Below are 21794 nucleotides of genomic sequence, written 5' to 3' on the forward strand. Positions count from 1 at the left end.
GATCTCCTGTCCGAAAGCAAGTACAAGCCGAGTATGATTCGTGAGACTAACTGTTGGGATAATGCCGCAATGAAGTCACTCTTTAGCAGGCTAAAGGCGAGCTGGTCTATGCCGGAACATTCGAAAGCGAAGAGCGAGCAAAATCTGAGGTGTTTGAATACATTGAAATTTTCTACAATAGGGTTCGTAGGTACTCTGCATTGGGCTATGTAAGTCCGGCAGAGTATGAGTGTAAATATACATAGTTAGAGTGTCTACTTTTTGTGGGCAAGACCTGGTACACGATGGGAACATTTCGATGATAAAAATTTTAGCTTTTATACTTTCGGCACTTCCATTTTCTGCGTTCGCTTGTAGCTGTTTACATCAACCTATAGAAAAGCATGTTGAGAATGCAAATAATATTTACTTGGGTGTACTTATGTCCTCAAAGGTCATAATCCCTGAGTCGGAGAAAGAGTGGCCCTATATAGAAGGTACTTTCAAAGTTGAGACCATAATTAAGGGTACTCCAAATAAAATCGAGACAGTACGCACAGGATTTGGTGGTGGAGATTGCGGCATTCCTATGACCACTGGTAAAGCATATGTAATTTTCTTTAAAGGTGAGGATTACCATATAGGGTCATGCGGAGCTTCTGGCGAAGTCCGAAGATATGAAGAAAAGGATTTTGTGAGTAAGTTACAGGGCATCGTAAGCACACAAGGTTAGCCGCGGCCGAGCGCTGCGTTATAAGGAGATCGCAAGTTGAAAAATTTAATAATTATCTTGGCAATCGGGTTTGCGCTTTATAAAGGGTGGGAGCAAGTTAAAAAGGAATCAGTTGAACCAATTGAAGATGGCTCTTATGTCGCAATATATGGGCGCGATCGATGTGGTTGGACCCAAAAGATGCTTAAGGATATGAAATCTGCCGGCGTAAATTACCACTACTACATCGTCGATGACAAAGAGGTCGCCGATACGCTTCACATACGCATGGAGCAAGCTGGAATTAGTATTAGACGGTACAACTTACCTGTAGTAGATGTCAATGGCGAATTAAGTGTTCGTCCAAATGCAGATGATGTTCTTATCAGCTACAGGGCTTCCTTATAGCAAGTACAAGCAGGTTGCTACGAGCCTTTGACCCTTCGCGGGACAATCTACGCTGCCACCCCTATTGTAGTCGTTAACTGTATTATAGAATCTGGAATGTTTTTCAAAAAGAAAGAATCTATTGATACTAAATCTAATGGCAAAAAGGCTGTATTTTGGGGGGCAAGTGATCGAATGGTTTGCTGCAAAGGAATAGATTGCAGTCAAAATGAGTTCAACATAACTTCTCAGCCTAAACTATGGGAAGTTGGTTATGTTTGTACTCTTGAAATAACTGTCCCAGGCGAAATCCAAGGTATCTTTGTGCATGCGTTCTACTCAGGCCACTGGTCATTTGCAGTAGGCCCTTCAAGTGAAGATTCAGATGATATGCCAGAGTGGCGGATTGATAGAGACTGGGGAACAATAAACTCCCATTCAGAAACTCTCACAATTTACTGTCCAAAAGGTGCGCGAGTTGAAGTGATAGACCGAATCGGGGATTAGTTAACAGGTAAAGGTATCCAACGTCAAATCTGTCGCTTCGTTTTGGTTTTGCCATTGGTGCTTCAAGCGTTAACCATATCGAATAATTCGTTTACTACCAAAAATTTAGGAGTAAGGTAGATATGAAAAATTATAGAACTTATTTTTTAGTAGCAGCGGCTTTGAGTTTTCTTGCAGGGTGTAGCCATACATATACTCCGAGTGTATACAATATTGAAGAGAGCAGAATTCCTGAATTGGATGTGAAAGGAAACGTCAATCTTGTGAATAGTCAAAATGACACTAAAGAAAAATATGTAAAGGCTTCAGGCCACAAGTGGGAATATACTAATAAAGACATCACTGATGGATTTAATACCTTGCTTCAAAAAGAAATATCCTTAAGAGATCCAAATAAGGAAGATGGAAATAACAAAAAACTGATATCTAAGGTTAATAAAATTAACTGCACTGTTGGGTTTGGATCGTACGTAAGAAAATGCAGTATATCTGTTGAAATCGAAACAGGAGATGGAAGCCTTGTGAAGATTGAAGGCAGCCAAGGTTCCCCAATTTTTAATACCATGGAAGGCTCCCTTGATGGAACTATCGCAATTGCAGTGATAGAAGCATTAAAACATCCAGATATTGTTTCTTATTTGGGGAAGTAATTCAGTTAACAAGAAGGTGCATGTAGCAGTCGCCGCTTTTCGTCGCCTGCACATGACCTAAATACCATCCAATCAGGTGACCTACAATATGAAATCACGATTATTAAATCTAACATTATACTGTGTTGCATTTTATTGAATTACGGTTGTGCTAATACACAGTTTGAAGTTGAATGTGATGACTTTGCAAGTCTTCAGAGTGGGCATTCGAGACATGAAGGCCAATTGTTGTCACTCGTTTTCTCGCTATCAAATGGCGTCGAACTTAAACCTGTAGTATGGATAAAATCCATTTAAGCTGCTTATAGAATACCCTCAGAAACAAGAAATATAGTTACAAAAGTGGTATTTTTGTCTGATAGCACACTCCCTAAAACACCTCAACTTTTAGTGACATATTTTTCATTCACTCTCGAAGTACAAAAAGGTGAAACATATTGCATTAAGGTGTTAGTAGAAACCGGCATTGTTACAATATGGACGGCTAGTTCTCGCAATGAAATTGTTAAACTTGCTATGGAAGAACGACTGAAGCCATTGCCATACATTACAATTGTTCCAGTAATTCTCTAGAAACTATAACTCGTGAACAAATTGCATAACAAATTAATCAACGCCCGCTAACAAGCAGGCTCACCCACTTCGGCACACCATGTCTGAGTTGAGGTCCGTTATTAGGGCATTACATGCATTAGCAAGGAATATACAATTGATTTGGGCGGCTATATTTGCAGGAACTATTATGTGGCTAATTCAGGACCACAAAGATAGTAGTGAGCCAGTAATGGCTTTTTGGATTTACCTTGGTAGTACATTGGTTTTTGGATCAATCATGCTCTTTATCGCTGTAAAAACTAATCATTCCCCGCACGTAGTATTCTCAACTTATTTAGACGGAGGGAGCGGCAAGCTATTCTTATGCTTCTGGGCATTTCTAGCTGCAGCCACATCTCAATTTATTTCGAATTTACGTAGATCACTGTAGTGCCTTGTAACAAAGCTATCATACACGCCCAACGTTGTTGGGTTGAACAAACTTTCCGGCGCTCTAATTTGTGCTTTACGCTTACGTTAGAATAACAAAAATTTCTCACATATAACGGCGTCAGGTGTAAGACTTACCCACGTTTAGTAGACACCCTTTATAGTTAGGTTTAGCCCTAATACAGAGGTATAGCTAAATTACGTAAGGTAAGTAAAATTTTGGAATCAATGTTCTCGACATGTTGATTGTTATTTATAACGATATTTAATACATCAGAAAATTTTGATCAAAATGTAAAAAGAATGGCATTGAAATACTTTAAAGTTTTATTTTCAATCATAGTTATACTCACCAGTTCTACTGCCTCCTCAAGTATAGTTGAGACGTAAACATCTAAACAACTATATATCTTAAGTCTAAAAAAATATGGTACTAATATCGGTTTACTAGCCGTAGAAAATGGCTTGATATTAATCGACCCAATGCCGGGAGATAATCACCTGAGTGAATTAGACCAAGTAATTCAGTCAATCTACAATAAACCTGTTATTTTTATCTTTAATACACATGCACACTCTGATCACACTGGAGGAAATAAGTATTTTGAAAATAAAGGTGGAAACCTAATAGAGGATGACATCCCCCTAGAAGGGTTTACTCACATTAGAGTTGAATCTCATTCATCGATTGACAATATATTTTATCATAAGCAGAGTAACGCAATATTTGTTGATGATATTTTCGATACTAGCTGGCACCCCATATTTTATGCGGGTGGAATTAAAGACTTCAGCAACGCAGTTGATACTATTTTAAATATGGGTAATGATCAAAGCTTGATCATACCCGGGCATGGTGTTACTGCCAATAAATCATCTCTAATTGAATTTAGAGAAAATACTTTTGCATAAATAAATAGTGTTCGAGAACTTTATCATATAGAATCGGATCTAAAGAAAATAATTGTGGATACACAATTAAAGAGTATTTTGCAGAAATTCAACATGAGCGATAGAGCCACATTTATACCTGAAAAGGCTTACAAAAGATTCATAGAGAGAACAATCTCCGTGATAGATAATGAAGAGAGTTTGCAACAAGCTCATTGATGAGGTGAGCTTTAGTACCCTTCTTTTGTTATTATTCTTCTGAGGAAGAACCCTTCACTGTAAAACTTGTTAACTACAAGAGCCTACGCTCTATTGAAAGTCTTGGTATTTGATTTGAAGAAACTATTGATTTTTACCATTACACTCCTACTTGCACTTGCTGCATATTACCTTACTTTTACGGCTTTCTATGAGTCATGGTTTCCTTATTATTATGAGGAATATCTTTCATACTTCTTCTTAGCTGGACTAGCAATAGTTGTATTTTTACCATTCGCCATTGCAGCCACTTCAGGCCAAAAGAATGGCCTAGGTTATTTTTCTAAGTACGCCAATTCAGCAATGAAGATTCATTTAGCTTTAGTTATCTTATCTGTGTTAGTTTTTGCTTATATGATGTCCAATGGCGTTTTACTAGATGAGGCCGGTATTTATCAAGTGGTACCATCAGGTGAATAGACGTAACTAGCAACGGCACCTGGCACCAAGACCGCGGTTCTGCTAAGGTTTTGATGCCGATGCTTTGGATGCTCCACAATTAGGACCAAGCTCTCAACAGTTTCTATTCCCCTGCACCCTTCCCTTCTGGACACGTATGTAAATTTCTTCACGGTGAACTGGAAGTGATCTGGGAGCTTGTATTCCTATCTTTACCTGATTTCCCTTAACTTCCAATACTGTGATTGAGACATTAGCTCCGATCCTTAGGTTTTCACCAGTTCTGCGCTTTAAGATCAACATAATTCTATTCTCTGATATTCAAGACTTTTATTGATGGACGGCTGAGAAACTAATCTGTTGAAGAATGCAGGGGGAGCGCGAGAACGATAGGCATAGAAGAAGAAAAGGCGGACGCAACGCTCCCAGAGCTTGGAAAGTCTCTCCAAGCCGCTGGATGTACTCCACTTTATTGAAGACGAGCGGGTTTCTAGCGTATGATCCATATAGCCATTTTGATAGTCTAGTTATCAACTTGGTTAGCTGGCCCCTGGTGTTCCCGCACCTTGGGTCAGCGCCTTTTACTTACTCTTACATCACACTACCGTTCTCCTTTAAGAGGGTGGTTCTTACAGAAAATCTTGTTCTATTGAATCTCTTTGGTTATAGGCCTTCAAAAGCGACTCATTTACGACCAAAATACCAATAAATATCTATCGATTTTACGCAGATTTGACACTGAAACAAACTTAATAAATTTTAATAAGATCATTTTTGTGCCTATTTTTTGTAGGTTATCGCCTTGGAAAATATCGGAGTATGTAAAAAATGGTCAATTAGATTGGCAATCTTTAATGGCCCTTACGTTAGAATCTCAAGGCACTTGATAATTAAAAATAGCTACCTGAACGTACTCCTCATTTCAAAAGAAAAAGGCGAAATATATTGCAAACATTGCCATGGATTTTATGTGGCTTACTCATTGGCACTGGCACTCTGATTTTCCGTCAAGAATTTAGGGGAGATTTCTTGCATGATCGTACCTATTTACAAGTTCAATGCCCCTGAAAAATCATTAGTTACTCTTCTTAAGCCATCTGTTTTGGTTGGGAGCTACTTATCATACATTCTGATATTAAAAATACTGCATAAATCATCCTAAATCATTGATATATACAGATTTTTGTCTTTTCTAAAAGAGGACTCAAAGCGAATATACTATACACCTGATATGGTCACTGGAATATTCTTCAATCGATACTGGTTAGTATACTAGTGGGTATCTTTCCCTGATTTTAGTCGTTTTCCATTCTCTGGGCATGCTGATAAGTGATATGATTTCGTCCACTTTCGAATATACGAATAAACCAGTCAAGGAGAGTAAATGGTCAGTCAGAGAATTAACTATTTGCAGGTAGCAGGGATACTCACAGTGTTGGCTGCTTTAGTTCATATCGGGTGTATAGTATTTGGTGGTGATTGGTATCGGTTTCTCGGTGCCGGTGAGCATATGGCTCAACTAGCTGAAAGTGGCCACCCTTACCCAACTATTGTAACTAGCGTAATTTCAGCCGTCCTACTGCTTTGGGCTAGCTACGCTTTTTCTGGGGCGGGTTTAATTATTAGGTTACCGCTGATTCGGCTTGGCCTGATACTAATCTCAACGATATTTTTGGCTCGTGCGCTGGGTTTTTATTTCATAATGCCAGCCTTCCCAGATAATTCGCTAACTTTCTGGCTAACCAGCTCAGGCATATGTTTAATTCTCGGATTAACCTATTCGCTTGGTTTAATACAGAGATGGAACCTAATCGGCGGAAAGGCCTAACAATGGGTGTGTTACTAGAAGATTTTATTCGTGAAGAGCTCTCCGAGCGCTTGATAGGGCGTATTGAAGCGACTGTTGAAGAAGCTAAGCTTAACCCATCGATAGCTTTTAGAGAGTTTAATGGAAATGTTTATGACCTTGTATTTAATTTTGAAAAATCAGAAGTAAGTGTAAATAGTGTCTTAGACACTAGTTCAACCGGCACTGAGAACTTGTCAATAGATGTATTTTTATTAGCAATAGGGTCCAATCTTAATTGTTACGTAAATTTGTAAAACTTAAATTTCTAGTTCTTATAGCATGTACCAATTTAATTATAAGTTGTGGTGAAAACTCGTGCACAGCACAATCTGATAAAGTGGTCGCAGCAAAGCGTTTGACTAATGAACAGTTAACATCTCTTTATCATTCATCACTAGAGCTTATGGATAGCTCTGAAAATATAATACTTACGGGCGATCAGATTCCGGCTATATTTTCAAATACAATTAGTCCAACTCTTATTCGGGTGAAGTCGAAATCTATCTGGCTGTACCTAGAGATATGTAGCTTTGGCAATAAAGTGGTTATCTTTATTAATGCTCCATCTGTGCTCAGCAGGGGTAATATCACAATAAGATGGGGAGAAGGCCCAACCACACAATCTATTGAGCTTTGGCATCAAGTGTAACAGGTAAGAGCATTATCTTTCCCTATATCATTAAAGATTATGATTAAGAAATTGATATTAGCATTTGTGAGCAGCATAGCTATTGGCTGTTCCACAGTAGTTACAGAATATATTGAGCGGTCTAATAGCTTTGATTTTAAAGAGATTGTTTCTTTCGATAGTATTGAAACTTATGGATTTAAAAATAACAGGCATTGCTCTATAGAGTATAAAGTATGCACAAATAACCTTCTAGGGGAGCCACTTGAAAAAAATAAACTTCGCTATGAGGTTTTCCTGGAATCATTTAGCGGTGTGGAAAGTACTGTCAGCTTAGATATTTCAAAAAGCTCACTACCTGAATTACATTCAGGCACAGTTGTTCTTATACATGGTTTTAGGGCATCTAAAGAGTTTATGCTGAACTCGACTCTGTACATCAGGATGTTAGGTTTTAGAGTTATAGTCCCTGATTTATTAGGGCATGGTGAATCTGATGAGGATAAAGAATATGGTGTTGGTGACAGTAAAATAGTTAACGAAATTATCAACAAATATGAAAATAATACCCTGTATATTGTTGACAACTCTATGGGCGGTACAACTGCAATGCACATTTTACTTTAAGAAATGACATTGATGGAATATTTCTATAAGCTCCAATGCTTCGATTTGATAAGGCAGTTTTAAATTATACTAAAGCTAACTTTCCGAGTATGATAATGCTTTTCTCAGAGGAAAGCATCAAGCAAGGAGCGTTAGATAGTTTAGTTAGATCCGATATCACCCTTGAACAGACGGACATTAAGCCAATTATTGGATCTTCTAATTTACCTATAATTATTTTTGCATCATCTTCAGATCCTATTGCTCCACACAGAAGCTATAGCAATCTAGCATCGAATAGTGTTTCAATTGTAAAAGTTGACGACCGAAACCACCCAAGTATGTCAATAATTGGTGACAATGAAAGTCGGGAGTTAATTCACTGGTTCGGCAAGCTATCAAGATGACGATTTCGGCATAACCGGCTTAGCATTTAATCCACTATTAAACGGAGTGACGAACCTTGAATGGTGTTATATTCATTGGCTTACAGGCCAGCGGGAAATCCTCTTTTTATCTTAAAAATTTCTATAAAAGCCATCTCCGCCTGAATTTGGATATGCTTAGAACACGACATAGAGAGAAGATTCTATTCAATGCCTGCTTGAAATCTAAGCAGCCAGTTGTGATTGACAACACAAATCCAACGAAAGCAGAGCGGGAAAAGTATATTAATGGCTTTAAAGAGCACCGCTTTGAAGTCATTGGGTATTATTTTTCATCAAATTTGGCTGATTGTATTCAAAGAAATGCCTCCAGAGAGGGTAAAGAGCGAATACCAGACGTTGGGCTAAAAGGGACATACAACAAGCTGGAACTACCGGAATATTCAGAAGGTTTTGACAAGTTATATTATGTAACAATGAAAAACGGGGGTTTCACAATAGAAGAGTGGAAAGATGAAGTTCAATGAGTTAGATAAGAAAATGCGCGTATATGAAACTGCGCATGATCACATTGTTTTACCCGGTATATATATCGTTGCTCGGATTGATGGTCGTTGTTTTACAACACTAACTAAAGATAAGCACAGTTTTGAAGCACCTTATGACCCCAAATTTCGAGATATGATGGTCGAAACCGTTAAACACTTGATGCAATGTGGATTTAAGGTTCTTTATGGATATACACAAAGCGATGAAATATCACTACTTCTTGATTTGAATGAGAATACTTTCGAGAGGAAGGAGCGAAAACTAAATTCAATTCTTGCAGGAGAGGCGAGTGCAAAATTTAGTTTGCTTCTAGGCGACATTGGGGCTTTTGATTGCCGTATTTGCCAGCTGCCCCATAGGCAGCTTGTCATCGATTATTTCCGTTGGAGGAATGAGGATGCTCACAGGAACGCTCTGAATGCCCACTGCTACTGGAGTCTACGCAAGGAAGGCTTATCTCCCGAAGAGTCTGCCGCTACATTTACAAAAATGTCAGTAGTTCATAAAAATGAATTCCTTTTCCAAAAGGGAATCAACTTCAATGACCTTCCGAACTGGCAAAAAAGAGGTGTGGGAATTTATTGGGAGCCTTACGAAAAAGACGCATATAATCCCATTACCGGTGAGGCAGTTAAAGCAAGTCGCAACCGACTGAAAGTTGACCTCAATCTTCCGATGAAGAACCAATACAGTGATTTTATTGATGATATCGTTCCTGAAATCACATGAGGAAATTCGCAACGCGGTATCATTTGATCAATAAGCAGAAATTGATTTAGACGCTTATAAAACAAAAAAGGCTGTGGGGATTACCCACAGCCTTTTTTTAATATGCTTTTTAGCACACTCGCTCTATTAGTCTTCAGACTCTGAGCGATACGTGTCTGCATCCAGCATATTGTCCAGCTCGCTCACGTCGGAGGGCTTGATGCGGAAGAACCAGCCATCGTCGTAAGGAGAGGAATTTACAGTTTCCGGAGCATCTTCCAGAGCTTCATTGACAGCAACTACTTCACCGGAAACCGGGGAGTAGATATCGCTGGCAGCTTTAACGGATTCAACTACACCTGCCTCGTCACCAGCAGCCAGGTTGGTGCCCACTTCTGGAGTCTCAACGTAAACCACATCACCCAGGGCATCTTGTGCGTGATCGCTGATGCCGATGGTTACAGTGCCGTCCTCTTCCAGGCGTGCCCACTCGTGGCTGGAGAGGTATTTCAATTCATTGCGGATTTCGCTCATGCTGTTATCCCTTGATTAAGCATCTAAGTTTATTGTCTTAGTGACGCGTACACCTCTGGGCGACGCTTAAATAACTGACTTGCCGTTGCGTACGAAGCAGGGCTTAACCACCTTGACTGGCTGCAGTTTCTTGCGGATTTCCACCTGTGCGGTATCACCAACACTCACCGGAACTCGCGCCAAGGCGATAGAGTAACCCAGTGTGGGGGAGAAAGTGCCGCTGGTAATGATACCCCGGTCATCACTATCGTCTACCACTACTGGTTGACCAGCGCGCAATACACCGCGCTCTTCCAGCACCAGGCCTACAAGCTTGTGCTTAACGCCATCGGCTTTTTCCTGCTCCAGAACACCACGGCCGATAAAGTTGCGGCTCTCCGGTGCCCAGGCAACCGTCCAGGCCATGTTGGCAACCAGTGGAGAGGTCTCATCGTCCATCTCATGCCCGTACAGGTTCATACCCGCTTCCAGGCGCAGGGTGTCGCGTGCACCCAGTCCACAAGGGGAAACGCCCGCTTCGGCCAGGGCGCGCCAGAAACCACTGGCGTCTTCACCCGGTAACATAATTTCCAGGCCATCTTCACCGGTGTAACCGGTGCGCGCTACGAACCAGCCACCCCGGGCAACGCTTTGGAAAACTTTTAGTGCATCAATCGCGGAAGTCCAATCAATGCCCAAAACCTCTTTGGTTTTCTCGATGGCATTGGGGCCCTGGATAGCGACCATCGCTACATCCGGGCACTCTGTCAGGGTCACATCGAAGGACTCTGCCTGCTTGCGCATCCACGCCAGATCTTTCTCACGAGTTGCACAGTTAACAACCACTCGGTAGCCGGGATCGCGCAGGTAGACGATCAGGTCGTCAATCACGCCGCCTTTGTCATTGAGCATGCCGGTGTAAAGGGCTTTACCCGGGTTGCCATCCAGCTTGGCCACATCATTGGCCAGCAGGTAGCGCAGGTAGTCGCGAGCTTGGGCGCCATCTACGTCGACCACGGTCATATGGGAGACATCGAACATCCCCGCATCGGTGCGCACCTTGTTGTGCTCATCCAGCTGCGAACCATAGTGCAGCGGCATGTCCCATCCACCGAAATCCACCATTTTGCCGCCCATAGCGACATGCGTGTCATACAGAGGAGTTCTATTTCCCATTTTTAAAATCTCAGTCCGTCAGGTTCCGAAGCGGCGTATTCTAGCGGCTTGGGTACCGGCCTTTCCAGCGGGGCAGGCGCGGCAATATATATGCTCTGCAAGCCTAGCAGGCATTGGTAGTAAAACCTGTCCAGGTTCACAGAGGCCGTCAAAGATTCCGCTGGCGCTCTATCCTGCATTCGCCCGCGTTTGGGAATCGGGCAATACCCAATACCCGCTGTATTGGGCTAGTGCAGAGATGATCATTTTTTGATCAGATAAATTCTTAATCAGTCGCTGCCCCGGTCGCGCCCTTGACCAGCCTCTTCCGCGTTCTCTTCTGTGTTTGCAGATTCGTCGACTTTGAGGCCGTACTTCTTCGATCTCCAGCGCCACAAACGCTTAGCCAGCTCCTGGCGGTCGGGTGTTTTATCTGCCTCGTCGACAATTTCTTCGCCGAGCAGGGTCTCCAGCAGATCCTCCAGGGTCACCAAACCTTCGAGACTGCCATATTCGTCCATAACAGCACTAATCTGCACGCGGCGGGACAGCATTTTCTGGAACGCTTGGTAGATAGTGGCTGTTTCCGGCAGGATCAACATTTCACGGCGATAATCCGCCAGAGTTTTCTGGTGCTCGCCTTTGGCGTAGGCCAGCAATAGCTCCTGCCGCAATACAAAACCCACCACACAATCCGGGTCGCGATTTTCATAGACCGGGATACGGGAGAAACGCCCTTTCTCTGCATCCTCGTAGGCCTCTTCCACAGTGATGTCCTGCGGCAGGGAGAAGACCACCGTGCGGGGAGTCATCACCTCGCGCACGGAGTGGTCCCGCAGGGTGAAGAATAGGTTGCGCAGGATACTGGACTCCCGCTGCTCTAACTGCCCTTCGGCCTCGCCAATTTCCGCCATAATGGCGAACTCATCGCGGCTAAAGCCCGTAAGGGTTGGGCCGTGGGACAGGCCTTTGGTCAACCACTCGGACATTTTTACAAACGGGTGGAGCAACCAAACCAGACCGCGCAATACATAAGCGGTAGTGGGGGCCAGTTGGCGCCAGTACACGGCTCCCAGTGTCTTGGGGATAATTTCAGAAAAGACCAGAATCAACAGAGTCAGGATCGCTGATGCGATACCCAGGTATTCATTGCCAAAAACCGCTGCTGCCTGGGCACCGGCACCTGCAGCACCCGCTGTGTGCGCGACGGTATTCAGGGTGAGGATAGCGGCCAGGGGGGCATTAATATCGGATTTTAATTTGCGCAGCAAAGACCCCGCTTTATGCCCTTCCCGTTCCATTAGGCGCACGTATGGCGTTGTTACGCTGAGAATAACCGACTCGGCTATCGAGCACAGAAAAGAAAAGCCAAGGGCAATAAAAATGTAGGTTATCAGTAAAATCATAATTCTCGAGCGTAAATATCACCAGAATAAAAGTTTCGCGCTCCACCTATTGCGCAATAAATCAGTCCACTCAGCAATCCACTGAGTAGCCCTCCAATATTTGCTGGGTTGGCAAAATTAACCCCCAAGATGAAACCAAATATCCCCAACGCACTTAGAACAAGCCAAGCCGTCATTACGAGTAAAATACTCCTAGGAATATCCTGCCAAGCAGGTTGCCAACGCTGAACTACCAAAGCAAAACCAACAAGTGTGTAAATTACTCCCGACATGCCGGCAAAATAGGACTGTGGAGCCCACAAGAACTGTGTGAGGTTTGCCACAAGCCCTCCAAGCACCACCAACGCAATTAAAACTGAGGCCCCTCCTCGAACTTCAATTGGCCGGGCTAAAATCCATAGGGCTAAAGCATTCATAAGGGCCTGCAAGAATGAAAAATGTACAATTGCAGGGCTCCACAACCTCCAATACTCACCTTCCTGCAAGTGCTTAGCCAATGTTGACTGACCGACGCTAGTGCCAGCCGGGTCAGGAGTAATTAAAAGCAAGCCCGCCAAGCTACTAGTGAATAAAAACCACCCCAGAAAACAAAGAGTAATTAACAGAAAAGTTAAAGGGGTGCTATCCAGAGGGAAGCTTGGTATATAGTAAGTCCTCTCACCCCTCTCAGAATCTGGCTCGCTACTCTCCTTGCCTTTAGATTCATTTAACTCTGAATCCACTTCATTAATTTCCAAACCCCGGATCAACTGAGAAAAATAAAAATCAAGATCTATTTTTTCAGTATCCCAGTGACTAATCAGTGGCCTTAAGAGTTCCGCCAATTTAGTATCTTCGGCTATTACGCATTGTTGTTTGCCTTTTTCAATAATTCGTACTGGCAAACCGTGACTTTGTATAAAACGGGCTAATTCCGTCAATTCTTTCTCCATCGGGAAAGAATAAACGGTTATCCATTGGCTCACTTATCACAACCTTTTTTCTAATAGAATCTGAGTCAAAATCCGAGCTACAACTAAACCGCCATAGCCCGCATAATAATCCGCTTCTTTAACATGGGGCTTGCATCTACCATGCTCAACCCAGTGTTACGCAGCCAGCGCCAGTGCACATCGCCAGCACCGAACAAAGACTTAAAGGCACTCATCGCTTTCATAGTGGCGGCGTTGTCGCCGCGACGGCGGCGTTCGTAGCGGGCCAAAACTGAAGAGTGAGAGGGCTCCAGGCCGCGTGCCATAGCGCGGTCAATTTCATCTGCCAGCACCCGTACATCCTGCAGCCCAAGATTTACACCCTGGCCCGCGAGGGGGTGGATACTGTGGGCGGCGTCTCCCACCAATACAGCACCAGGGCCACGATAACGTTCTGCATGGCGCGCGCGCAGGGGGAAGGAAAAGCGCTCACTGACGGATTCCACTTTGCCCAAACGGCTCTCAAAGGCTTTTTCCAGGTTCAGGGCAAAGGCCTGGTCATCCAGCATCAATAGCTCCTGCGCCAACGCTTCATCCGCAGACCAAACCACGGCGCAGTGATTGTCATCCCCCAACCCCGCGAGAGGTAAAAATGCCAGTGGACCCGTTTGTAAAAAGCGCTGCCAAGCGGTGTGACGGTGAGATTTCTCACTGCGCGCGACACACACCAACGCAGTTTGATGGTAATCGGTATCCTGGGAGCGGATATGCAGTAAGTCCCGCACTTTAGAGCGGGCGCCATCGGCACCGATTAACAGGCGGGTGCGCACTATCTCAGGTTGCTCACGGAGGCCATCCTCTTCATTTAAGCGATCTTCACCGCGGGGCTGTAAATGCCAGAGTCCGCAGTCGCGCCACCAGCTCTCCAGGCGAAAACCATTGACCAACTCCACGTTGGGTAGGGTTTCCAGCCGTGCTCTTAACGCGGCGACAATGACATTATTCTCGACGATATGACCGAGATTCGGCAGCTGCACATCGCGGCTGTTAAAGCTTACTGAGCCGGTTCCATCTGCATCCCAAACCCGCATTTCCACATAGGGGCAGGCGCGGCGGCTGGCAATATCATCCCAGGCTCCCACCTCTTCGAGCAGCTCGCGGGAGGCCTGTGTCAGGGCCACCACGCGAGGTTCATACTGCGGTGACAATTGCGGCGTTGTTTCCGGGGACGCCTCCAGCAAGGCCAGACGCATGCCCGGGTGCCGAACTGCCAGCAGCGCTGCCTGGGCCATGCCCACCATGCCCGCACCCACAATGGCAAAATCCAAACGATGTCTGTTCATAAAAGCCAATTCCGCTGAAGTGGCAGTAGCCGTCCCCGACCCTGCACCTTTTAAAGCCCAAATCCCGCCGCTTGACTGACAAATTCCCGGCGCAGCGGCGGGACCATTGTAAGGCCGAGCATTCCCAACTGACGAATTCCCTGTTGCAGCCAGCCGGAAGAGGAAAACAGTGTGGGAATACGGTCACTGAATCCAATCGTCAATTGCTGGTCCAGCTGGCGCATCTCTCCGTATTGCTGCAGGAAATCGAGCCGCCCTGGCAATGTATCCGACGTCACTGTCGACAGCGCTTGTGCCAATCCATAACAGTCCCGCAGAGTCAGGTTAAAACCCTGCCCTGCTACTGGGTGCAAAAAGTGGGCACAATTGCCCATCAACACCACATTCCGGCGCCACTGTTCCTGGGCGATCGATAAACTCAGTGGATACCCCTGAACGGCTCCAACCTTAATAAAACGTCCGGCACGCCAACCAAATACCTGCTGCAGTTTTTTCAGGCGTTCAGCCTCAGGCATTACACCGACACGCTCAGCTTCTGCTTCCTCGCAAGCCCACACTAGTGCCGCGCGGTGCTGCCCTTCTCTATCTGGCAGCGGTAAAAGTGCCATGGGCCCCATTCGGGTGAAGCGCTCGTAAGCCACACCTTGGTGAGGCTGTTGCAGAGCGACAGTAGCGACCAGCGCTCTCTGAGGGTACTTAACCGAGCTGATTTCTATTCCCAGCTGGCGGCAAAGGGGAGAGTTCACCCCATCGGCAACGACCACCAATCCGCAGAACAGTGCCTCATCGGGGGAATTCTCACCGGATCGCCACAACAGGTTTGCGCCCGCAGAGGTCATGTTAATGTCAGTAACCTGCGCCGGCGCTAATAATTGGGTGGAAGTGCTAGTCAGTGCACTGTGGAGAATCGGGCCCAGCGCTGCATTTTCTATCACTGCACCCAGAATGCCCTCAAAGTTGACTCCCTGTCCCTCACGGGTCGAGAGGGCGGCGCCAAATGCATGCCCCCGGTCACTCACATGAATACGATCAATCGGGGCGCTATAGGCTTGCAGAGCAGGCCAGAGTCCAAGCTCCGCAAACAACTGCAAGCTGCCTGCGGCAATGGCTGTGGCTCGCGTGTCGAAACTCGGCAACTGAATACTGGCAGCGGCATCCGGCAGTGCTCTCTGCTCCAGGAGCGCCACACTGAGTTGAGGACAAAAATGTGACAACATTAATGCCAGGCTGGCTCCCGCCATGCCGCCACCGACAATGGCCACATCTACTTTACGCGCCGACTCACCCATCCCAATTCCCCCTTTGATTATTCGGCATTGAAATATTATTGGCCGAACAATCCAACAATCACTTCTAACGGGTCAGTAAGTCCCGTCCGTGAAGCATGGTGTATTCAATATCTTCAATCGCTTTTGGAGCCGCTGCTGAGAGGATCTGAGGCCCTCTATTGGTAAGTGCGACATCATCTTCGATTCGAATCCCGATCCCGCGAAATTCTGCGGGAATACTCTCATCGTCCTCCGGGACATAAATTCCGGGTTCGACCGTCATTACCATTCCGGCTTCCAGCTGGCGCCAGGCTCCATGAATGCGATAATCACCCACATCGTGCACATCCATGCCCAGCCAATGGCCAACCCGGTGCATATAAAACTGCCGATAAGCGCCAGACTCTATCAACCCCTGGGTGTCGCCTCGCAACAGTCCTAAATCGACCAACCCCTGAGTGATTATCTCAACACTGGCAGCGTGGGGATGGTCCCAGTGATTGCCCACTGAAACCTGTTCAATCGCCGCTTGCTGTGCCGCCAAAACGATCTCATAAAGTGCGCGCTGCGGTCCGCTAAATGAACCATTAACCGGATAGGTGCGAGTAATATCGGCCACATAACCACGGTACTCACAGCCCGCATCCACCAGCACCAAGTCCCCATCGCGCAACTGGGCATTATTACTGCAATAGTGCATCACCAACGCATTGCCGCCACCCCCAACGATAGTGGGATAGGCTGTTTCCCGAGCTCCGGAGTCGACAAAGGTATGCAGGAGAGCAGCCTCCAGCTGGTATTCGTAAAGGCCCGGCTGGCATCGGGTCATAGCCCGGCTGTGTGCCTCGGCACTGATTTTGGCCGCCTGCTCCATTAAGCGAATTTCCTGGGCCGACTTGATCAGTCGCATTTCCCGCAACTGGTAATCGAGGTCGACCATTTCCGGTGCCCCCCCGGTATCCGGCGCTGCGGTAATCCGCTCCAGGTAATTGCGGATTCGCTTATCCAAATGGGCGTAGCGGCCCATGGGGAAATAGAGCAGCTCGCGCCCTTCTAGCAGCCCCGGCAAAATATCATCGAGATCACCGATGGGAAATGCATCGTTCAAGCCGCACTGCTGCATCGCGCGCTCCGGCCCCAGGCGCGGGCCATCCCACTTTTCTTTTTCCGCATCGCGCTCGCGACAGAACAACAGGGTTTCTCCCTGTGTTCGTCCCGGCACCAAAACCAGCAGCGCTTCCGGTTCATCAAACCCAGTGAAATACAAAAAATCACTGTCCTGGCGAAACGGAAAATAAGTATCCCGGGAACGCAGTTGCTCCCCAGCAGATGACACGATTGCCAAACTACCTGCGGGCAAATCTGCCATCAGGCGGTTGCGTCGGCGGGCGTACTCAGATCGACTGATTCCCGCTGTGGTTTTCGGGGTCTTAGACATCAGTGAATGGTGGGCTCGCTATTGGAGTCCTTACCCTTTACCTCAGTAAATATATTGAGTACGGCTACGCGCACGTATTCCTGCAGTTCCACCAGTTGCAGCTCAGTCTCCTCACCCTCTTCAACATGTTCGGCATCCAATTGAGCGATGGCACTAATATCTTTTAAAGCTTCGTCACTGGTGGGCATCAATTTTTCCCGGGCCCCGCCGACACCAAAGCCGTGCAGGAATCCATCGCACCAATGACCCAGCGCCAGAGCGCGGGAGACAACATCTTCGTCATCGCACAGCACCAACTGAAAATCGAAGTTAGAGCCGTCGAGCTGCTTGTGGCTTTCCTCAGTCAGCTGGAAAAAATCCCGATTGAGATCTGCCGGCACCGCCTCCACATCGAGCAATCCGGCCAGCTCATTCTGCCAACGCTGTTTGTCCGGTCGCTCGCCCGCCGCCAAAATGCCACAGATAAAACCGTGCAATTCACTGGGGTCAGCCTGCCCCCCAGCTGAGAGAATGGCGTTGGCGAGGAGTTCAAATCGGCTAGCTTCAGAAGTCATGGTTACCGTACAGCTTTTTGTAAATTAGGCTTTTCAATCCGGCCGTCACACTAGTGCCAAACCGGGAATTTGAGGCATTAAGAGACAATTTTGTGATTGTCCGCGCAGGTGCAGCGATTGACCCACCAATACGCCGGCAATATAGTAGCGGAATCCCTCGCAGTCTGTCGTGTTGCGAACTCAGACGTCGACCTCAAATGCAGGAAATATGGATAAGCTGCAAGCGCTAGAAAGCACCGTGGATTCACTCATTGCCCGCTGTCAACAATTGGCGGATGACAATCGTGAATTACGCCGGCAGGAAGCCGACTGGCTGCGTGAACGCCAGCGCCTGATAAAAAATAACGAGGCCGCCCGCTCGCGGGTAGAAGCTATGATTAACCGTCTTAAGGGGCTAACGCAAGATACCTGATGTCTGAAACCGCATCACCCTCCGAAACTGTAACTGTTTCTATTCTCGATAAAGAGTACCGTGTCGCCTGCGCGGAAAGCGAGCGCGCCGGACTACAGGCTTCGGCACACCTGCTACACGAACGCATGTCCCGCATCCGCGCAACAGGTACTGTCATCGGCTTAGAGCGTATCGCCGTAATGGCAGCGCTTAATATTGCCCACGAGCTTATCCAGGCGAAAGCTGAGCTCAGCTCCATTCCCCTGCAAGAGGAAATGTTGGAGCGGCTTACTGATAAGGTGCAAAGTGCATTGGGCGAAATAGACTCGGAAGAAAAACTTCAGGAGTAAGGTGACAAGAAGCCACTTTCTGCTACCGGTCACTTCATTTAAATTTCTGGTTAACAGCCCCCCGCTCTACAAGTTATAATTGGTTCATACCCTGGGGTGTTGGCCAGCAGACTATGTCCTTGAGCCGATAATCTTACCCCGGTGGTTTCCAGCGGGTGCTGGTGAGCAAGTCCGCCTTGTAGCGGAAAGCCTTATGTACTCCGGATCCCACCACCTTGAACCTTACGGTTCAAGGCTCCGTCTACAGCCGCACACTCGGGGTACCCTATTTCTTCACGCTCTTCTCTTCCCACAATGACTGAAACCAAAACGCAACTGCGCCGCCGTATGCGCGCGGGGCGACGGGAACTCAGCGCCTATCAACAGCGTTTGCATGGCCGTGCAGCCATCACTCTCCTGAGCCGTATCCCACAAATGAATCGAGCAGTGCATGTCGGTATCTATTGGCCGACTGATGGCGAGCTGGATGTCCGCTACCTGCTGCAACGTTTTCCACAAAAACATTTTTATTTGCCACAGCTGCCGGCAGAACCACACCCCCACCTCCGGTTCAGGCGTTGGCAAGGCGAACCCCTGGCTTTTCGCAATCGCTATCGCATTCCGGAGCCTGTGCGCACAGCTCACCGCGCTCCCAAGCTCCTGGATCTTGTTTTGGTTCCTCTGGTCGCCTTCGACCCCAGCGGAGCGCGCTTGGGTATGGGGGCCGGTTTCTACGATCGGACTTTTGAGCGCAAACAGTTATTACCAGGCACTGGACCACAACTTATCGGCGCGGCGCACCATCTACAATGTGTGGATAACCTGCCCACAGACAATTGGGATATCCCACTGGATATGGTGGTTACAGAGCAAAGGATTTACCGCTGCCGCTAAAAAGTGGATAGTGGAGTACAAAAAAAGCCGGACACCTAAGTGTCCGGCTTTTTTTGTGTTTGCTCGTGGGCAGAGCGCCCCCCCGGCATCAGCCTAACGGGTAACCACTCCCTGTTGCAGAGCAGCCGGCGGTTCAGCTTCGGAAGAAAATACCTCAGATAAACCACTGGTACTCAACAGAACGCCCGCGACAAAGACAACCACAGCGATTGTCAGCGCATCGGCTTTCATTGGGACCATCCTGTACGATAATTTTGTTTTTATATGCGTTTCGCCCCGCTTATGACCAGAGCCACAGCAAAAGTTCCACGCGAATAGACAATACTCAAGAAGCGGCGTAATAGTAACCGTTTATTGGATATTTTATGAGTTTTTTGTCTCAAAATTAGACAAGCAAGTTCGACAAAACAGGATTTGCAGTCTATACACGTTTCGATAAATGAGACGTCTTTCTCAGGTATCGGGAAGCGATGGTTTAAGCGCCCAAAAATAACCGATAAGCCGGATTCTGCGTTTCATCCCAAAAACGAAATTGAAGTTGGTGTAATAGTGTCTGTAGTTCGTCCCTCGCTGCCGGCTCCACCTGCAATCCCACAAGGACACGCCCATAAGCTGCACCGTGATTGCGGTAGTGAAACAGCGTTATATTCCAACGCCCGGCGAGATGCTCGAGGAACTTGCGTAAGGCCCCCGGGCGCTCGGGAAATTCAAAGCGGTAAATAACTTCGTCGGGCAAGCCCGGCACTCTACCTCCCACTAAATGGCGAATATGCAGTTTCGCCATTTCGTTATCGGTGAGATCTGTAACCTGATAATCTTTGGACTCAAGCTGACTGACCAATTGGCTGCGGTCTTCCTCAGATACCACCTGCAGGCCCACAAAGATATGCGCTTCGTTATCGCTGGCAAAACGATAGTTAAACTCAGTAATTGAGCGGTCCCCTAAATCCCGGCAGAACTGCAGGTAACTTCCCGGTTGCTCAGCAATTTTTACTGCGAGGACCGCCTCGCGCTTTTCACCGATCTCAGTGCGCTCACTAATGTAGCGCAGGCGATCAAAATTAATATTGGCTCCACTGCACACTGTGGCGAAGGTGCCATTGCGATTGTCGTTTTGCTCCAGATATTTCTTCAGCCCCGCCAAACCGACGGCCCCGGCCGGCTCAGCGATAGAGCGTGTATCCTCGAATATATCCTTAATGGCCGCACAGATTTCATCGGTACTAACAGTGATAACCCCATCCACGGTTTCGCGCAGAACCCGGAAGGTCTCCTCACCGATTTGTGCAACGGCAACACCATCGGCAAACAAGCCCACCTCCGCTAGCCGAGCGCGCTCGCCGGCTTTCAGCGCGGCCTCCAGACAGGCAGCATCCTGCGGCTCTACACCGTACACTTTGGTTTCCGGACGTACATATTTGATATAGGCGGCCATACCCGCAGCTAAACCACCCCCTCCGACCGGAATAAACACCGCGTCCAGGTTACCCGAGTGCTGTCGCAGCATCTCCATAGCCACGGTGCCCTGGCCGGCGATTACATCGGGGTCATCGTAGGGGTGGATAAATACCAACCCCCGCTCTTCAACCAGCTCTCGAGCCCTCGCCGCCGCTTCATCAAAAGTATCTCCATGTAGCACGACTTCGGCACCGCGCATGCGCACAGCACTCACCTTAATTTGCGGGGTGGTTTTGGGCATCACTATAGTGGCGCGCACTCCCATTTGGGCAGCGCTCAGGGCAAGCCCCTGGGCATGGTTACCCGCCGATGCAGCAATCACTCCCCGGGCCCGCTCCTCGGCGGGCAACTGCAGGAGCTTGTTGTATGCCCCTCGAATCTTGAAGGAAAACACCGGCTGCAGATCTTCGCGCTTCAACAGAATCCGGTTGTTAAAGCGATGGGAGAGTTGGCGCATTTGCTCCAATGGCGTCTCGGTAGCGACATCGTAAATACGTGCGTCTAAAATGCGCTTGATATAGGACTTGGGCATGACGTGTTTGACGGCCGTAGCGGTTAATTACTGTGCGCGACTCAGCGTAGACTAATAGCAGGGTTACAAAGGCCCTGTGTGAAGCGCAGCACCGGCATGACAGTCTAAG

The 21794-nt window shown here is 47.1% G+C and carries 24 protein-coding genes, 1 other RNA gene and 1 pseudogene; 15 read left to right on the forward strand and 11 right to left on the reverse strand.

Annotation, left to right across the window (positions count from 1 at the left end):
• Nucleotides 1-101: 101 nt before the first annotated feature.
• From ACJJIM_RS18340 to ACJJIM_RS18370, 7 genes are all read left to right on the forward strand, one after another.
• Nucleotides 102-245 carry an IS3 family transposase gene (locus ACJJIM_RS18340; protein ID WP_444913405.1) on the forward strand — a complete coding sequence of 48 codons (144 nt, stop codon included), beginning with the start codon at nucleotides 102-104 and terminating at the stop codon, nucleotides 243-245.
• 53 nt (nucleotides 246-298) lie between these two features.
• Nucleotides 299-712: a hypothetical protein gene (locus ACJJIM_RS18345; protein ID WP_444911678.1), complete on the forward strand. Its 414-nt coding sequence runs from the start codon at nucleotides 299-301 to the stop codon at nucleotides 710-712.
• Between the two features lie 36 nt (nucleotides 713-748).
• Nucleotides 749-1099 (forward strand): hypothetical protein, encoded by a 351-nt coding sequence (locus ACJJIM_RS18350; protein WP_444911679.1) that lies wholly within the window; start codon nucleotides 749-751, stop codon nucleotides 1097-1099.
• 96 nt (nucleotides 1100-1195) lie between these two features.
• Entirely contained in the window at nucleotides 1196-1585 is a 390-nt protein-coding gene (locus tag ACJJIM_RS18355) for a hypothetical protein (RefSeq protein ID WP_444911680.1), read from the forward strand.
• Between the two features lie 122 nt (nucleotides 1586-1707).
• Entirely contained in the window at nucleotides 1708-2235 is a 528-nt protein-coding gene (locus ACJJIM_RS18360; RefSeq protein ID WP_444911681.1) for a hypothetical protein, read from the forward strand.
• A 1422-nt stretch (nucleotides 2236-3657) separates the two neighbouring features.
• Nucleotides 3658-4131 carry an MBL fold metallo-hydrolase gene (locus ACJJIM_RS18365; RefSeq protein WP_444913406.1) on the forward strand — a complete coding sequence of 158 codons (474 nt, stop codon included), beginning with the start codon at nucleotides 3658-3660 and terminating at the stop codon, nucleotides 4129-4131.
• Nucleotides 4132-4443: 312 nt separating this feature from the next.
• Complete coding sequence (locus ACJJIM_RS18370) at nucleotides 4444-4788, forward strand: hypothetical protein (protein WP_444911682.1); 345 nt, start codon at nucleotides 4444-4446, stop codon at nucleotides 4786-4788.
• Between the two features lie 93 nt (nucleotides 4789-4881).
• On the opposite strand, the gene csrA is transcribed toward ACJJIM_RS18370, so the two are convergent.
• Entirely contained in the window at nucleotides 4882-5070 is a 189-nt protein-coding gene (csrA, locus tag ACJJIM_RS18375; RefSeq protein WP_444895861.1) for a carbon storage regulator CsrA, read from the reverse strand.
• 1527 nt (nucleotides 5071-6597) lie between these two features.
• On the opposite strand from csrA, the gene ACJJIM_RS18380 reads away from it, so the two are divergent.
• The 4 genes from ACJJIM_RS18380 (at nucleotide 6598) to ACJJIM_RS18395 (ending at nucleotide 9514) form a co-directional block, all read left to right on the forward strand.
• On the forward strand, nucleotides 6598-6870 hold the full coding sequence (locus ACJJIM_RS18380) for a hypothetical protein (protein ID WP_444911683.1): 273 nt from the start codon (nucleotides 6598-6600) through the stop codon (nucleotides 6868-6870).
• A 434-nt stretch (nucleotides 6871-7304) separates the two neighbouring features.
• On the forward strand, nucleotides 7305-7871 hold the full coding sequence (locus tag ACJJIM_RS18385) for an alpha/beta fold hydrolase (RefSeq protein WP_444911684.1): 567 nt from the start codon (nucleotides 7305-7307) through the stop codon (nucleotides 7869-7871).
• Nucleotides 7872-8313: 442 nt separating this feature from the next.
• Complete coding sequence (locus ACJJIM_RS18390) at nucleotides 8314-8763, forward strand: AAA family ATPase (RefSeq protein WP_444911685.1); 450 nt, start codon at nucleotides 8314-8316, stop codon at nucleotides 8761-8763.
• On the forward strand, nucleotides 8750-9514 hold the full coding sequence (locus ACJJIM_RS18395; RefSeq protein WP_413663596.1) for a tRNA(His) guanylyltransferase Thg1 family protein: 765 nt from the start codon (nucleotides 8750-8752) through the stop codon (nucleotides 9512-9514). Before ACJJIM_RS18390 ends, ACJJIM_RS18395 begins: the two co-directional genes overlap by 14 nt.
• Before the next feature lie 126 nt (nucleotides 9515-9640).
• Here ACJJIM_RS18395 and gcvH read toward each other — a convergent pair whose 3' ends face one another.
• The 8 genes from gcvH to ACJJIM_RS18435 all read right to left on the reverse strand — a co-directional run bounded on the left by gcvH (nucleotide 9641) and on the right by ACJJIM_RS18435 (nucleotide 18081).
• Nucleotides 9641-10027: a glycine cleavage system protein GcvH gene (gene gcvH, locus ACJJIM_RS18400; protein ID WP_444895858.1), complete on the reverse strand. Its 387-nt coding sequence runs from the start codon at nucleotides 10025-10027 to the stop codon at nucleotides 9641-9643.
• Between the two features lie 66 nt (nucleotides 10028-10093).
• Nucleotides 10094-11182 (reverse strand): glycine cleavage system aminomethyltransferase GcvT, encoded by a 1089-nt coding sequence (gene gcvT / locus ACJJIM_RS18405; RefSeq protein WP_413663598.1) that lies wholly within the window; start codon nucleotides 11180-11182, stop codon nucleotides 10094-10096.
• A gap of 269 nt (nucleotides 11183-11451) precedes the next feature.
• The gene (locus tag ACJJIM_RS18410; protein ID WP_413663599.1) at nucleotides 11452-12567 is read right to left on the reverse strand and encodes a CNNM domain-containing protein; all 1116 of its coding nucleotides are present in this window, start codon (nucleotides 12565-12567) and stop codon (nucleotides 11452-11454) included.
• The gene (locus ACJJIM_RS18415; RefSeq protein WP_413663600.1) at nucleotides 12564-13532 is read right to left on the reverse strand and encodes a rhomboid family intramembrane serine protease; all 969 of its coding nucleotides are present in this window, start codon (nucleotides 13530-13532) and stop codon (nucleotides 12564-12566) included. Before ACJJIM_RS18415 ends, ACJJIM_RS18410 begins: the two co-directional genes overlap by 4 nt.
• Before the next feature lie 50 nt (nucleotides 13533-13582).
• Nucleotides 13583-14821 carry a UbiH/UbiF/VisC/COQ6 family ubiquinone biosynthesis hydroxylase gene (locus ACJJIM_RS18420; RefSeq protein ID WP_413663601.1) on the reverse strand — a complete coding sequence of 413 codons (1239 nt, stop codon included), beginning with the start codon at nucleotides 14819-14821 and terminating at the stop codon, nucleotides 13583-13585.
• Nucleotides 14822-14871: 50 nt separating this feature from the next.
• Nucleotides 14872-16110 carry an FAD-dependent monooxygenase gene (locus ACJJIM_RS18425; RefSeq protein WP_413663602.1) on the reverse strand — a complete coding sequence of 413 codons (1239 nt, stop codon included), beginning with the start codon at nucleotides 16108-16110 and terminating at the stop codon, nucleotides 14872-14874.
• 64 nt (nucleotides 16111-16174) lie between these two features.
• A complete protein-coding gene (pepP, locus tag ACJJIM_RS18430; protein ID WP_413663603.1) occupies nucleotides 16175-17527 on the reverse strand; it encodes a Xaa-Pro aminopeptidase in 1353 nt (450 codons plus the stop codon).
• Nucleotides 17527-18081 carry a UPF0149 family protein gene (locus ACJJIM_RS18435; RefSeq protein WP_413663604.1) on the reverse strand — a complete coding sequence of 185 codons (555 nt, stop codon included), beginning with the start codon at nucleotides 18079-18081 and terminating at the stop codon, nucleotides 17527-17529. Before ACJJIM_RS18435 ends, pepP begins: the two co-directional genes overlap by 1 nt.
• A 208-nt stretch (nucleotides 18082-18289) precedes the next feature.
• Between ACJJIM_RS18435 and ACJJIM_RS18440 the strand changes: the two genes are divergently transcribed.
• The 4 genes from ACJJIM_RS18440 to ACJJIM_RS18455 all read left to right on the forward strand — a co-directional run bounded on the left by ACJJIM_RS18440 (nucleotide 18290) and on the right by ACJJIM_RS18455 (nucleotide 19695).
• On the forward strand, nucleotides 18290-18493 hold the full coding sequence (locus ACJJIM_RS18440) for a TIGR02449 family protein (protein ID WP_108734784.1): 204 nt from the start codon (nucleotides 18290-18292) through the stop codon (nucleotides 18491-18493).
• Complete coding sequence (locus ACJJIM_RS18445) at nucleotides 18493-18822, forward strand: cell division protein ZapA (protein WP_413663605.1); 330 nt, start codon at nucleotides 18493-18495, stop codon at nucleotides 18820-18822. The genes ACJJIM_RS18440 and ACJJIM_RS18445 overlap by 1 nt, the downstream gene beginning before the upstream one ends.
• An 85-nt stretch (nucleotides 18823-18907) precedes the next feature.
• A non-coding RNA gene (ssrS, locus tag ACJJIM_RS18450) (6S RNA) lies at nucleotides 18908-19088 on the forward strand.
• A gap of 28 nt (nucleotides 19089-19116) precedes the next feature.
• Complete coding sequence (locus ACJJIM_RS18455) at nucleotides 19117-19695, forward strand: 5-formyltetrahydrofolate cyclo-ligase (protein WP_413663606.1); 579 nt, start codon at nucleotides 19117-19119, stop codon at nucleotides 19693-19695.
• A 93-nt stretch (nucleotides 19696-19788) separates the two neighbouring features.
• On the opposite strand, the gene ACJJIM_RS18460 is transcribed toward ACJJIM_RS18455, so the two are convergent.
• Nucleotides 19789-19926 carry a hypothetical protein gene (locus ACJJIM_RS18460; protein WP_192879435.1) on the reverse strand — a complete coding sequence of 46 codons (138 nt, stop codon included), beginning with the start codon at nucleotides 19924-19926 and terminating at the stop codon, nucleotides 19789-19791.
• A 244-nt stretch (nucleotides 19927-20170) separates the two neighbouring features.
• Nucleotides 20171-21688 (reverse strand): annotated as a pseudogene (gene ilvA / locus ACJJIM_RS18465) (threonine ammonia-lyase, biosynthetic); the annotation flags it as partial.
• Between the last annotated feature and the right edge of the window lie 106 nt (nucleotides 21689-21794).

Source organism: Microbulbifer maximicatervae (SeqCode) (assembly GCF_052467615.1).